Raw genomic sequence first — 12,084 nt, forward strand, 5'->3', positions numbered from 1 at the left:
CGGCTACCCTCTCCCAGCGGTCCCTTATTCGCCCGTTCGGCGGAAAAAGTCATAAGACAAGCAATTCCAGGAAAAGTGGAAACCGGTTTTCCGTCCGGAATTGCGACAAAAACAACGAGCTGGACCAATTCATCGATTCGCATGAATCGATGAACTGGTCCAGCGAACGGCGATCTCAGTTGAAGATCGTCTCGCCCTGCTCGTCGATGATCTGCTTGCCCTTGCGCAGGGCCTGGTCGGCGGCGAGGTCCGCGCTCGGGAAGCGGTCGGCGCGGATGAACTTGTGTTCCTTCACCGCCCCGTCGATCTCCTTGGAGATGATGCCGCAGGTCTGGTACTGCCCGTCCTGCGGGAAGGGCGTGGCCCGAATGGTGAAGCCCTTGTGCTCGGCCGGCGTGCCGACGGTCTCCGCCGCGCCGCCCTCCTGCCCGGCACCGCCGAAAAGCCGTTTCAGAAATGACATCGGAATACTCCCTTGACCTGACACCTTTTCTAGCGCGGTTGCACGCGGCCTGCCAGTCCGGCACATCGGCTTGCCGCCTACGGCCGCCGCTCGCGAAGAAAATCGACGAGCGCCTTCAGAGCAGGCCGCATCTGGCGGCGGCTCGGATAGTAGAGAAACCACCCGTCGACCGGGGGCGGCGCCCAGTCGTCGAGGACCGTAACAAGCCGCCCCGCGGCAAGGTCGGGCGCCACCATATCGTGCAACGCCTGGATAAGGCCCGTACCCTCCACTGCGGCCCTGACCAGCATCGTCGCGTTGGCGCTAAGGCGCCCGTCCAAATGAGCTTCGACCATGCGGCCCTTCATGCTGAAGCGCCAGGGCATCGTGGCCCCGCTCGGCAGGCGAAGGCCGAGGCAATTGTGCCTTGAAAGCTCTTGCGGCGTCCGCGGCTCCCCGTGCTCGGCAAGATAGCGCGGTGACGCCACGACCACGACCGGGATCTTATCGCTGACGCGCACCGCGATCATGTCGCGCTCGAGTTGCTGCCCCGCCCGGATGCCTGCATCGAAACGGCCGGCGACGATGTCGACAAACCCGCCATCGACTGAGATATCGAGACTGATCTCGGGATAGAGCGCGAGGAAGGACGGGATCGCCGGTTCCAGGATGGAATCCGCCGCCGGCGGCGCCACCGTCAGGCGCAGCAAGCCCGCGGGCTTGTCGCGGAACTCGTTGGTGGATTCGAGCGCCGCCTGATAATCGTCGAGCACGGGCCTGAGCCGCTCCAGAAGCCGCTCCCCGGCCGCCGTCGGGCTGACCGAGCGCGTCGTGCGCTCGACAAGGCGTACGCCCAGGCGCTCCTCGAGATTGCGCACCAATTCGCTGACGCGCGGCAGCGAGAGGCCGAGTTGCTTCGCCGCCTTGGTGAAGCTCTTCTGCTCGAGCACCGCGACGAAGGCGCTCGTTTCCGAAAGGCCTGGTGCATGCACGGCGCGCCCCTATCCTCCGCAAATTCCAGCCCGGCCCGACTCGATCATTCTACTCAATTATTCGGAAAAACAATATAGTCTATTCGGATAATTCGGAATTATCGCATTCCCCTCCACGGATCATATTAGCGGTCATAGAGAGCCCGTGGGAACGAACCCGAGCCCAGGACGCCCTCTCAACCCGAACCTAAAGGAGAAATACCATGCGTAAATTCCTCATCCTCGCTTCCGCCGTCTCGGTCCTTGCTGCTGGCAGCGCTTCCGCTGAGGGCTTCAAGGTCAGCAACCCCAACGCCGCTCCGGGCGACCTCGGCCCCGTGGCGATCCACACCGGGGAACCCGCCGGCGCATCCCCGGTCCAGATCGGCTACAACGCGGCCGATGACTTCGGCCCGAGCCGGTCCAACGCCACTCCGAAAAACCGGACGGCGCACCAGGAAAAGGTCGTGGATCGGGAGATCGTCACCTCCAGCACCGGCACGCAGAAGGTGTACACCGGCTACAACGCCTCCGACGACTTCGGCGCCAGCCTCGACAATTGATGTCCCGCCGAACGTCCGTCCCGACCCCACCGACAGGCAGCCTTCCCCGGAAGGCTGCCTGCGGCATACCTAGTTTTACAGTTACGATTCACCGCCGCGCCATCTCGAATTTCAATTTACAACTGTAATGCTACCCCAGATGCAGCGCCACCTCGCGCCGGTGCGGGCGCGTGCGGTGCTCGAAAAGGTACAGCCCCTGCCATGTGCCGAGCACCATCCTGCCCTCCATCACCGGAATGCCGATCGAGGTCTGCGTCAGCGCCGCCTTGATATGCGCCGGCATGTCGTCCGGCCCTTCGAGCCGATGCGTGATCCAGCCCATCGACTTGTCGTCCGACGGCGGCACCAGCCGGCTAAAGAAGGTGTCGAGGTCGCGCCTGACATCCGGATCGGCGTTCTCCTGGATGAGCAGCGAGCAGGACGTATGGCGCACGAAAAGCGTCAGCAGGCCGGCCTTCACGCCCGCCTCCCGGACGAACCGGGCCGCCTCCCCGGTGAACTCGTAAAGTCCGGGACCGGACGTGGGAACCGTGAGGATCGTCTGCCGCATGTCCCGGTGGTGCATCCGCACGCTCTGCCTGTCAAGAACGCCGCTCAGCCGAGCGACTTGATGATCTCCCGATAGGCCTCCTCCGGGAAGGCCTTCAGCGTGCGGGTGCGCACATTGCCCGCCATGCCGAGTTCCAGCGCGAAGCGCGCCGCCACCGCGTCGTCCGGCGCCTCGGCGATCGCCACCATGTCGCACTCGCCCATGGTGAGATAGAACGCCTTGAAAGCGCCGCCCATCTCCGAGAGCGCCTTCTTGGCGGCGTCGAGCCGGCTGGGCGACTCGCGCACGTTCTTCACGCCCTGCTCTGTCCAGTTCACAAGCATGATGTAAGTGGTCACGTCACACCTCCCTTTGATACGCTAAGATATTGTTATGTAAGCACTTCTAGCGATTTTTTCGCTTGGCTATCCCGTCTATGGCAACTGAACAGCAACAAATCTGCGTGCTGCTCACCCAAAACGCCGGGCTGCTATCGCCAGAAGATAAAGCCGATGGGAGGAGTTTCAACTGCGGATGCGAGGTCGGGCAGGCTGCGGAGATGCACAGATGTGCGGACATTCTCCGCAAGTGTCCAGAGAAATCCTCTCTCTCTCTCAATAAGGGCCCAGGAGATGCTGCGGTCTTTGGCCACTTTTGCCCAGAGAACTCAGAAGTCTAATGATTTCAGCGGCTTACACGGTATAATTTTCTAACACATTGATTTCATTGATCTTTCTTAACAGAGCCTTTGGAAAGGGCGTGCTCCGCGCGAAGGAAGCGCCGTATCGCACGGTCCTCGCCAGCTGAAACATCTCAAGTGCATGAAGTTCCCGCCGTCCTATGCATGCTGCGCATGCGGCTGCGCCGTCGAGATACGCTCACCGCGCCGTCACTCAGCCGCGCAAAGCCGTCAGCAACGCGACACCGATCACGACACGCGCACTGCGGCTCGCACCGCTCTATCTCTCTGTGATGACGATCTCAGCCGGATCAAACGCCCGCCCTTTCAAGGAAGGTTCGCCCCACGTCGCCTTACGCTGCGATAGTATCCATTGGTCAATAAGCCGCGTCGTCGTGACGATCTGACCATCTGGCATCGTACCTGCCGGAAAGCCTCGCTGCTTAAGCCATCGCTGGATCGTCCTAGGAGTGCGGCCGCAATATGCGCCGATGCTGCGGAGGCCCACAAGCATGTCAGCGGAGCCTTGGAATTTGGCGAATTGGCGGGCTGTCATCCGAACAGATTGCCCAAGCGAGGAAGCTGCGGCGTTTGCCCGCTGCCTAGTGGCTGCAATGGCCCGCTTTGCGCCTGTTGTTCGAACATCTGTTGTGCGGCTGCGAAGTTGGGCAATTCCGGCACGAACCGCTCTTGCTCGCTTCCCGCTCCCAAGCCGGAGAGCGCGCCGCCCAATATATCGCCCAACCGCTCTTTCCGCGTTCGCAGGTCTCCAGTACGCACCGGATCACGGCTTGCTGCCCGGCCAAGCAACTCATCCCCGCTCCCCGGCCCGCGCATCGGCTGGCCCGCCCCGCCCAACGCGCCCTCAACAGCGCCCCGCTGGCCCGCCTCAAGTCCGTCGAGCCATCTGCGATAGGCCGCTTGGTCCGTCACATCAACATCGGCTTCATTGCCCCTTGCGAAGCTCGTGGCAACGCCAAGCTGCCGCTGCGCAAACGCGAGCCGATTGCTCCATCCATGTATCTGCGCCGGATCGGTGTTCTCCCAGCCTTGCCAACCGCGTGGGCGTTCGAACCCGGCCATGGCGAATGCGGCCTGCTCGACATTCTGCGCACCCTTCAACCGCCGTCCGGCTTCAACCTCATTGTTCCGAAGCTCGAAATCAGCGAACCGAAGCTGCGTGTCGAAGTCCCTCCAATCGGCGTTGTTCCGCTTCGCAAAGGCTTTCAGATTGTCCAGCCGATCACCGCGCCATTGGAAAATGCCGTGCGCCGTGCCGTTGTCGCCCACGGCATTGGGATTAAGCCCGCTGCCAGACTCCTGCATCCCCGCCCCGACAATCGCACTCGCCTGCACCGGACTCCAGCCCATGCCCATAAAGAAGGCTTGGGCATACGATTGTCTGGCTGCGGGATTACGTGGAGGCGGGGCGGAGGCGGCACGCCGTAGCACCTCATCATCTGGCTGCTGCGCATTCGCAGCTTGCAGCCCGCCTCTCGGCTGGCTCGCTGGCCCGCCCGCATTGACGACCGTGGGCCGCGCTAGCTCCCGCTTCGGGGGCGTAAAGATTCGGCCAAACGGGCTCTCACCTACCATTTGTCATGCCTCCTATGCTCGCCGCGAAGGCGGAAAAAGGAATATGTTCCTCTGTCGAAGTGTGCTATACTTGCCCCTCAAGTCACTGAAATAAGGGAACAAATCGTCATGTTTGAAATCCTTCTGACAATCGGGTTTTTCCTTTTGTGGGTGCTGTACGTCTTGTCCATCTGGTGGACAGACTACCGGCCCCTTGATTAGTGGCAGCGTCATCGCCTACCCTCCCGGTTAAACCGGCCTTGCGCCTCAAGCCCCATCACTTGGCCGAATGTAGCCGCCCCTGGTCTCGCTGCTGGCCCCGGTAGCTGCCCACCCGTCGCGATCAAATGCCTAGCTTCCAGCGCTCTCCGACTGGCCGTACCCGCTACAGCTTTTTCTCCTGCCAGCCCTCCGAGAGCCAGAGCCCCGGCAAGGGTAGGCCCACCGAACGCAAAAGTCAGACTGCCCACACCCAGAAGACCCATGAGTGACCGCGTATCGCGCAAAGCCTCATCAAACGCGTCTGCCTTCACAACCTTCTCAATCGCCCTGCGCTCCGCTGCATTGAATGTGTGCTCAAAGTCCGGCCTCTTGGCGATCCGCCGAAATGCGCCTTTCAATGCTGGCAAGCTTCTCGCCGCCGCGAGGTCGGCGTCCTGCAAGGCCCGTTCGATGGTTTCGACCTTGAAGACGCGATGTTGCAGGGCGCGGGCCTGTTTCAGCGTTCCGGCACCCTCATCCGGCAGATGGTCGAGCCAGCTTTTCAATTCCCTGTTCGCAACACCAGCAAGGCGCTGCTCTGTCGGGCTTGCACCAAGATCACGAATAACGCGGCGGATGCCCTCGACTTCCTCAAGATCGACGCCACCGGCCTTCCGGTAGCGCGTGGCATCGGCTTTCAAATCCCGCAGCATGTTTGCAATGCCGGGGTGCGTGCGCTCTCGGAAGCCCGCCTCTTTTACCGCACTCTCAACTTTCTCAACGGCGTTTTCAAACTGACGGGGCTGGATGCGTACACCGGCCTCGCGCATCTGGCTGTAGAGAAGGTTCGCTTGTTCTCGTAGCTGCGATGCGGCTGGAGTCTGCGGACCACTACCGAGAAGTTTTTGCATTCCAGCACTGGCAAGCCTTCCGACAACATTTGCAACGCCACCGCCAGCACCGCCGAATGCCGCACCTGTCAGACGCTCGCCCGTTGTGGGCGCTCGCCCCTCATCAGCCCGTGTTCTGATTTCCGTCTCGGCTGCGCCAATCCCGGCACCTGTCGCCGTGGCCGGAAGGAAGCGACTTGTGACGGCGGGCACGGCCCTTGATGCTACGCCGAAGATACCGCCGAGTGTGGCCGTGCTTCCGGCGATCTCTGCCGCCGTGCCCGCCGCTCCAGTGCGCTGTTGCGCTTGCTCTGTGCGAACCCGTTGCTGCTGAAAGTCACCGCCACCGCCCGGCAACGCACCAGCAATGCGATCCGCCGCGCCAAACGTCGCACCACGCGCCGCAAGCCGCACAAGATCGTCCGCGCCGCGTCCAATCGTCTGCACAGTCTCAAGTGCCGAAGGCGGAGCCGTGCGCGTACCACGCTGCCGACCGAAAGCCGCCCGGCGCTGTTGCGCCTCAGTCCCTTCAATCCGGCGAGGCTGCCTGCCGAACTGCCTTTGCAACGCACGCTTGATGACAGCGCGAGACGTGCCGTCTGGAAACTCGGCTATCCGTCCATCCGGCAACTCAACTTCGATGGGCATCACCGCACCTCTTCAAGTTCGCCGGTGTCAGGATTGAAGCGGAAACGCTCACTTGGGGCACTGCCGCCCGCTTCGCCTCCGTCGCCCCCTTGGCCCAGAAGCGCCCGCAGTTCCGGGCTCAAAATGGACTGCCGATCAAGTGCAGCAATCTGCCTGCGTGCCTCGGCTGCCGATATCTCATCATTCTGGAATGCGATCACCACGTCGCCGCGTGCGCTGTTGATATCCGCCTTCGCTTTGAAGGCCCCGGCGATTAGCCTGTTAGCCTCAGGGTTGTTTCGCAACCGGGGAAGGCCACTTCGCATCGCATCGAACTCTACATCGGACGTGGAACCGCTGCCCTCAACACGAAGCGTCGGCGTGAGACGGTTCACGATGGCCGTGAAGGCCGCAGCCGCATTGTCGAACTGCGGGAACGCCTCCGCTAGCCGACCGGTCAAGCCGCCCTGCGGGGCAATCTCTATAAGCTCATCCAGCAATTCAAAATCTTGCCGTTGGCCTGCTGCCTGATTGGCCGCCTCGACATGCGCAGCCCAGATTTCACCGGTCTTTTTTCCAAGCTCCTCTCGCAGCTTCGTTTCGGCGGGGTCTTGTCCGCGCTCAAACTCCAGGCGCTCCTGCTCCCGCGCGCCCGTCTGTATCTCGTCGGCAAGCTGGAGCCGAAAATCCCGTTCCTGCTCAAGACGTACCGCTAGCTCGTTATCGCCAACCCGGACAGCTTCACGGATTTGGTTTGTCAGGCCCAACGCTTCCTGGCGAAGCTCTTCCGGGCGCATCGTTTCGGGAGGCTGCTGGCCGGGCTGCCCTATAGGTTGTTGGGCACCGATATCAGGTGCGGCAGTCACCAAGCTTTCGGGTTGGAACATCTGGCCAAGTGTGCCGCCTTGGGGTTGGGGCGGCTGACCAGCGGGTTGCCCACCGCCGCCTAGTATCTGACTGCGCTGGCTCTGCTGCGAGAATTGCCGGGCTTGGTCAAGCGCCTGATCTAGGGTCAATTGCCCGTTCGCCACAGCCGCGCTCATCTGGGTCAGCCACCCCGGAGGCGCACCCTTATGTGCGGCGAAGAGAAGCTCCCGCGTGGACTGTAGGGTTTCATCCTTCAGCCCAGCGAGCATCTTGTCAAAGTCTTTGAAGAAGGGCGTGCTGGTATCCGCGCCAAGCCGCCTAGCGCCCTCGCGAAGCATGAAGCGCCGCATTGCAGGATCGTTCTTCGGATCGAGGGATTTCGACCAAAAGTCGAGCGCCTGCGCATCCTTCGCCCGGTTCTCAAATTCGGCCTTCTGCTCGGCCAGCGATTGCGCCCTCTCTGCAATCTGATTTTCAAACTGCTGCTGTTCGCGCTGGAGCTGCAAGCTCAAGGCATCCCGCTCACGCTCTGCCCGCGCCTCGCGAGCTTGCTGGAAGCCCTTCCCAAAACCGACCGCGAAGCTGGTAAACCCGTTGCCCATCAGTGCACCCTCCCTGTCGTCGCCTCGGCCAACGCGCCGCAAGCTGGCGTTACGCACAGCATCACGTCATCCCGCTTCCCTATACAGAAGCCGAAGGTGTCCATTGACGTAACCACGGTGAACATGTCTTCGCCTATGAAGGCTGCGGCGGCTGCAAGCGAAGGGACCAGCATCGCGCCACCAGCCCCGGATATTTGGTATCCGCCCGGCCATGTCTCGCAGTACGTGGCTTCAATCTCAGGCATCGGCCTTGGCCCTATTTACCCAATTCGCAAGCACGGTAATCTTGTCTGGGCCGTCTTCTCTGGGCGTACGTTCGATCACCTTGCTGATAGCAGCCCGGCCAAGAGCGACAGTCCTCCGATGGGCGTCTATCGCCGCGTCGAGGGACAGATATTCATCCCCAATGCGCCGACCATCGTGGCCGTACACGCGAATGTGCTGGTAGGGCATCATGCTCATGGATTGCCCTCCTCTAGCACGCGCTCAAGCTGGGCTTGCTCGGCCTCGGCCAGCCGGTTCCATTCCTCTTCGAAGGTCTTGAAGGCGTCCTTGCGCCTGTCATGCTGGCGGAGGAGACGCATAATCAACGCGGCCTGCGAGGCCCGAATGACATGCAAGGGCATGCGGTTCGCGCTCATAGCGGAAGCTCCCCGGCATTGCCGACCATCGCCCTCAAGGCTTCGATCTGCTGCGGCGTGAATGCCGCCTTCGCCTTCTTCGCACGTTCCTGTGCCTCCTTCTCTGCGGCTTCAGCTTTGGCCTTCTGCTCGGCCTCAAGGGCCCTGCGCTCGGCCTCTTCTTCGGCACACCACTTGGCTTCTTGCTTCTTTCGCTCGGCCCTCTCGGCAGCTTCCCGCTCGGCCTCTTCCCGCCTGCGCTTAAGTTCCTTCTCCGGGATGGCGAAATTGCTGAAGGGCTCCGCAGCTTCTTTCACTTTCGTGGACACGAAAGCCTTAGCCCGGCTTGCCTCTATCAGCGCCTCAAGCTCCTGCACGCCAGCACCGAAGTGCAACCGGGCCAATTCATCGAGGGCCGTGAGCAGAGAGATAGCCTTCTTGTTCTCTTTCGAGCGAGGGTCCGCACCAAGCACCTTGGGAAGTTTCGTGTGATGGACTTTCCTATCGGGATAAAGGGGCATCGGTCTTCATCTCTCTAAGCTGCCGGTTACGCAAAGATTGCACGTCTGCGGCGTGTCATCTGCTATCTTCCTCGGTGCGGCTGGGTCGGAAAGAGCTTCTGTTGAGCCTTGTCATTTGCGGAAAGGCGCTGTTGCTTGCGAGCACGGACTAGTGAGCCAAGCGAGGTATGCCCGGATGGCACTTCCCCATCGGCTCCCGCGAACGCGGCGGCCTCTTCGGCATTGCTGAAAAAGCGCGTCGTGCCTGCGATGGGCTGGCCGTCTCGGTCGATCTGCACGGCGCTATTCTGGCCGTAGTGTCCGTAGGTCCAACGTCCCCTCATTTCCGCACCCCATCGGGCACATAGCGACCGGGGTTGCGCTTGTTCTCCTGCATGATCCGTTCATGCCTGCGCGTGAACTCTGGAGGAGGCATATCGAGCTTCTTAAAGCCCGTCTTCGCCTCCTCGCCGTCCATGAGACGCTGGAGCGGTTTCTTGTCCCAACCCTTCGGGCCAGCCTTCCGGCTTCGGTTGATGCTGGTCATTTCGTCTGCAATCCCTTGCTGGGCCGGTTGTTGTAGGTAGAAGGCTTGACGATGCCCTTCGGAAACGGATCGGCCTTTTTGCCGAACATCAAATTGCCCGACATGATCGGACCTTGGGCGTCCGTAATCACCTTACGGTTTGCCGCGGCACGCGCTTTCATCGATGGGAAGTCGGTAGGCATTGGTTCAATCTCCGTGTTGTTAAGAGGGAAGCCGGGAGGAGCGCCACACGCGGCAAGGCAAGAAGCAGGCGGCTCAAACTCCCGGTATGGGGCGACCAATTGCACGCAGACCAAGCGCGGGGGCCCACATCGCAAATCCCCACACAAGGCGGCTGGCCGCTCCATCTCGCGTTTACTCCGCCTGGGGCCGGCGCCGAAACTGCAAACCCGCTTCCCGGCGAGCCTGCTTACGCTGCTTTAGGACGTCGCCCATACTCCCCTCAGGAAATCCCGTCTCCTGGTTGATCCGGGGTCGGCGGTTTGGCTGGCCGAAGGGTTCACCATCCTGCGGGAACTGGCCTGACGGCTCCGGCCCATTGCCAAGCCGCTCGATACGATCCCGGACAAGCCCAGCTAGCTTCTCACTGGCTTCAGCAACCGGGATATCGGCCAAGTCTTTCATGTTGGCGTTCAGCACGGCCTGCACCACGTCATGGTCTTGGGGATTGATATCCTTATGCTGGCCATAGAAGCCGTTCCAGAATTGCTGCTGACCCTGATGTTGAGTGTAAGCTTGCGTCACCTGTTGGACGGCCTCTTGCACGGCTTCCTGCTTAACGCGCTTGAGCGTGCCGTCTGCATCTCTATAGAGGTCGTCAGAATAGCTACCTTCAGGCATTTCATAAGTCCTTTCGAAGAAACCGGGTGAGCGGGCGGGTTCCGCCGCGCTATCGGGATGATTTTCGGCTGATCGACCGGTATTTTGCAAGTGAGATTTGTATTATACTATACAAATATGATGCAAAGGTGCAGGATGATGGCCGGAAAAATCCAGAATGCGATGCTTGAATACTTCGCAAAAGCATTCTCACTCGAAAAACCCCTTCAAAGGGTCTTGGACGTGAGGCAGCTAGCGGAATTTTACTGTTGGGAATATCAAGACTACGACGACGAACAGCCGCCCACCGCAAGCGACATGCAGAAGGTCACGAGGGCTGCTTTGAAGATGGGACCGTACATGGGCTACATGCCCTTTTACATCGGCCCTAAGCGGGAATTGCACTTCGCCCATTGGCAGGACGAACAAGCCTTGATCGCGCTGGGGGCGTTGAGCGCAGAACTCCACAAGGGCAGGAATGCGGTTGGCAGCGCATAGGATTTATTGGCCCCGCTTCGCATCACGAAGCAGCCTCTACCCCGGCCAGTCAGCCCCCCAAATCCCCCACAGCCTGCTATCCCGAAACAGAGACCGTAATGCGTTTTTGGGTACTCATTCGGATTGTTCCCTTCGGTACGCCGGCGGAGTGAGAAAGGGAGCGGGCCGAAGCCCGCCCCAGTTGCCCGCACGCTCGCGGCGGCGCCCAGCATCCAGTTTCGCGTATTTGCAGGCATGAGAACGGGCAGGGAACAGAGAATCACGTCATTATAACGGCGCTTCACCTATCGCCATAAAACGGTCTGCGGTACGCTTCACTATTGGTTGTTGAGTCGCGTGCAAGTAGCGAGGCCCCCCAGACTGGTGGGTTCGGCCTCAAAGACAAATGTCGACGGCGTGGTAGTTGATTCGTATCCTCCACAGTTTGCCCCTCCTACAAACTGGATTCACGTCAGCTCACGATTCGTCGTTGTGTATTGGTGAGAAGAGTATGACCGAAGATCAGTATTGGTCGGCCATTAGGAACCATTTCGGGCTGATACCTAGCAGGTTTCGTGCTGGTGATATGGTTGTGTGTCGTAACAGAGAGAACCAGCAGCAGTACGTTCGTGATCCTGCCGGAATGACGCCCGACGAACGAATCAACGAGTTAAGGAACCTGGCCGCCGTTATGGATGTGGAGCCACCTACTACACTCTGCTAGGCGGCACGTGTTACCGGCACAGCGACCCAAGGCGCCGGCACATGGGTATCGGCGGCCTCCGTTTCCGAAACGAGCACCTCTATGCCATCCGCTAGGTACATTACCCGGATGGCTTCGGGGATGTTCGCCATAACCGAAGCCTCGTCACGCCCGCTCACGTAGAGGCCCGGCAAATCGTTACTGGTCGCGTACACAAGGCTATTCGCCTTGGTTAGCGAGACATTGATAATCTTCGCCTTCATTTTGTCAGTCCTCCCGCGCACGATCTCGCCCCCGCATTACCGGCCAGTTAACGCACGCGTACATAGGAGATGCTCCACAATGGCAACGTGTCAAGCGCATTGCAGCACGCTCTCTATGTATTTCGCAAGTGCGAACATATCAAGGCTGCGTTGCAAATGTCGCATATCAGGCTGGCGTAGAGCTTGTGGCTCAACCTCGTAGCTCCCTT

General features: G+C 60.6%; 16 protein-coding genes. 2 read left to right on the plus strand and 14 right to left on the minus strand.

The window, feature by feature from the left end; translation table 11 throughout:
• Positions 1–175 precede the first annotated feature (175 nt).
• Complete coding sequence (locus GM910_RS21965) at positions 176–463, minus strand: HlyU family transcriptional regulator (protein ID WP_159591461.1); 288 nt, start codon at positions 461–463, stop codon at positions 176–178.
• 77 nt (positions 464–540) lie between these two features.
• On the minus strand, positions 541–1,434 hold the full coding sequence (locus GM910_RS21970) for a LysR family transcriptional regulator (protein ID WP_159591464.1): 894 nt from the start codon (positions 1,432–1,434) through the stop codon (positions 541–543).
• A 203-nt stretch (positions 1,435–1,637) separates the two neighbouring features.
• Between GM910_RS21970 and GM910_RS21975 the strand changes: the two genes are divergently transcribed.
• On the plus strand, positions 1,638–1,976 hold the full coding sequence (locus tag GM910_RS21975) for a hypothetical protein (protein WP_159591467.1): 339 nt from the start codon (positions 1,638–1,640) through the stop codon (positions 1,974–1,976).
• 130 nt (positions 1,977–2,106) lie between these two features.
• On the opposite strand, the gene GM910_RS21980 is transcribed toward GM910_RS21975, so the two are convergent.
• The 11 genes from GM910_RS21980 to GM910_RS22030 form a co-directional block, all read right to left on the minus strand.
• Positions 2,107–2,526 carry a secondary thiamine-phosphate synthase enzyme YjbQ gene (locus tag GM910_RS21980; RefSeq protein WP_159591691.1) on the minus strand — a complete coding sequence of 140 codons (420 nt, stop codon included), beginning with the start codon at positions 2,524–2,526 and terminating at the stop codon, positions 2,107–2,109.
• A gap of 44 nt (positions 2,527–2,570) precedes the next feature.
• Positions 2,571–2,864, minus strand: coding sequence for a GYD domain-containing protein (locus tag GM910_RS21985; RefSeq protein WP_159591470.1), 294 nt, complete (start codon positions 2,862–2,864; stop codon positions 2,571–2,573).
• A gap of 872 nt (positions 2,865–3,736) precedes the next feature.
• Positions 3,737–4,780 (minus strand): phage tail tip lysozyme, encoded by a 1,044-nt coding sequence (locus GM910_RS21990; protein WP_281354919.1) that lies wholly within the window; start codon positions 4,778–4,780, stop codon positions 3,737–3,739.
• A gap of 209 nt (positions 4,781–4,989) precedes the next feature.
• The gene (locus tag GM910_RS21995) at positions 4,990–6,498 is read right to left on the minus strand and encodes a hypothetical protein (protein ID WP_159591476.1); all 1,509 of its coding nucleotides are present in this window, start codon (positions 6,496–6,498) and stop codon (positions 4,990–4,992) included.
• The gene (locus GM910_RS22000; protein WP_159591479.1) at positions 6,498–7,946 is read right to left on the minus strand and encodes a hypothetical protein; all 1,449 of its coding nucleotides are present in this window, start codon (positions 7,944–7,946) and stop codon (positions 6,498–6,500) included. Before GM910_RS22000 ends, GM910_RS21995 begins: the two co-directional genes overlap by 1 nt.
• A gap of 237 nt (positions 7,947–8,183) precedes the next feature.
• A complete protein-coding gene (locus tag GM910_RS22005; protein ID WP_159591482.1) occupies positions 8,184–8,408 on the minus strand; it encodes a hypothetical protein in 225 nt (74 codons plus the stop codon).
• The gene (locus GM910_RS22010; RefSeq protein WP_159591485.1) at positions 8,405–8,587 is read right to left on the minus strand and encodes a hypothetical protein; all 183 of its coding nucleotides are present in this window, start codon (positions 8,585–8,587) and stop codon (positions 8,405–8,407) included. Before GM910_RS22010 ends, GM910_RS22005 begins: the two co-directional genes overlap by 4 nt.
• Positions 8,584–8,961: a hypothetical protein gene (locus GM910_RS22015; RefSeq protein WP_159591488.1), complete on the minus strand. Its 378-nt coding sequence runs from the start codon at positions 8,959–8,961 to the stop codon at positions 8,584–8,586. The genes GM910_RS22010 and GM910_RS22015 overlap by 4 nt, the downstream gene beginning before the upstream one ends.
• A 445-nt stretch (positions 8,962–9,406) precedes the next feature.
• Complete coding sequence (locus tag GM910_RS22020) at positions 9,407–9,613, minus strand: hypothetical protein (protein ID WP_159591491.1); 207 nt, start codon at positions 9,611–9,613, stop codon at positions 9,407–9,409.
• Complete coding sequence (locus GM910_RS22025) at positions 9,610–9,795, minus strand: hypothetical protein (protein ID WP_159591494.1); 186 nt, start codon at positions 9,793–9,795, stop codon at positions 9,610–9,612. The genes GM910_RS22020 and GM910_RS22025 overlap by 4 nt, the downstream gene beginning before the upstream one ends.
• A gap of 172 nt (positions 9,796–9,967) precedes the next feature.
• Positions 9,968–10,453, minus strand: a complete 486-nt coding sequence (locus tag GM910_RS22030) for a hypothetical protein (protein WP_159591497.1) — start codon at positions 10,451–10,453, stop codon at positions 9,968–9,970.
• 138 nt (positions 10,454–10,591) lie between these two features.
• Between GM910_RS22030 and GM910_RS22035 the strand changes: the two genes are divergently transcribed.
• Positions 10,592–10,930 carry a hypothetical protein gene (locus GM910_RS22035; protein WP_159591500.1) on the plus strand — a complete coding sequence of 113 codons (339 nt, stop codon included), beginning with the start codon at positions 10,592–10,594 and terminating at the stop codon, positions 10,928–10,930.
• Positions 10,931–11,629: 699 nt separating this feature from the next.
• Here GM910_RS22035 and GM910_RS22040 read toward each other — a convergent pair.
• Entirely contained in the window at positions 11,630–11,875 is a 246-nt protein-coding gene (locus tag GM910_RS22040; RefSeq protein ID WP_159591503.1) for a hypothetical protein, read from the minus strand.
• Positions 11,876–12,084: the final 209 nt, after the last annotated feature.

Source organism: Chelativorans xinjiangensis, from assembly GCF_009812055.1.
Lineage (GTDB): Bacteria > Pseudomonadota > Alphaproteobacteria > Rhizobiales > Rhizobiaceae > Chelativorans > Chelativorans xinjiangense.

Bases quoted from the DNA above. Each gene is read 5' to 3' on its own strand.
- GM910_RS21965 (WP_159591461.1), bottom strand. From the start codon at position 463: ATGTCATTTCTGAAACGGCTTTTCGGCGGTGCCGGGCAGGAGGGCGGC.
- GM910_RS21975 (WP_159591467.1), top strand. From the start codon at position 1,638: ATGCGTAAATTCCTCATCCTCGCTTCCGCCGTCTCGGTCCTTGCTGCT.
- GM910_RS21980 (WP_159591691.1), bottom strand. From the start codon at position 2,526: ATGCGGCAGACGATCCTCACGGTTCCCACGTCCGGTCCCGGACTTTAC.
- GM910_RS21990 (WP_281354919.1), bottom strand. From the start codon at position 4,780: ATGGTAGGTGAGAGCCCGTTTGGCCGAATCTTTACGCCCCCGAAGCGG.
- GM910_RS21995 (WP_159591476.1), bottom strand. From the start codon at position 6,498: ATGCCCATCGAAGTTGAGTTGCCGGATGGACGGATAGCCGAGTTTCCA.
- GM910_RS22000 (WP_159591479.1), bottom strand. From the start codon at position 7,946: ATGGGCAACGGGTTTACCAGCTTCGCGGTCGGTTTTGGGAAGGGCTTC.
- GM910_RS22005 (WP_159591482.1), bottom strand. From the start codon at position 8,408: ATGAGCATGATGCCCTACCAGCACATTCGCGTGTACGGCCACGATGGT.
- GM910_RS22010 (WP_159591485.1), bottom strand. From the start codon at position 8,587: ATGAGCGCGAACCGCATGCCCTTGCATGTCATTCGGGCCTCGCAGGCC.
- GM910_RS22020 (WP_159591491.1), bottom strand. From the start codon at position 9,613: ATGACCAGCATCAACCGAAGCCGGAAGGCTGGCCCGAAGGGTTGGGAC.
- GM910_RS22025 (WP_159591494.1), bottom strand. From the start codon at position 9,795: ATGCCTACCGACTTCCCATCGATGAAAGCGCGTGCCGCGGCAAACCGT.
- GM910_RS22030 (WP_159591497.1), bottom strand. From the start codon at position 10,453: ATGCCTGAAGGTAGCTATTCTGACGACCTCTATAGAGATGCAGACGGC.
- GM910_RS22035 (WP_159591500.1), top strand. From the start codon at position 10,592: ATGGCCGGAAAAATCCAGAATGCGATGCTTGAATACTTCGCAAAAGCA.
- GM910_RS22040 (WP_159591503.1), bottom strand. From the start codon at position 11,875: ATGAAGGCGAAGATTATCAATGTCTCGCTAACCAAGGCGAATAGCCTT.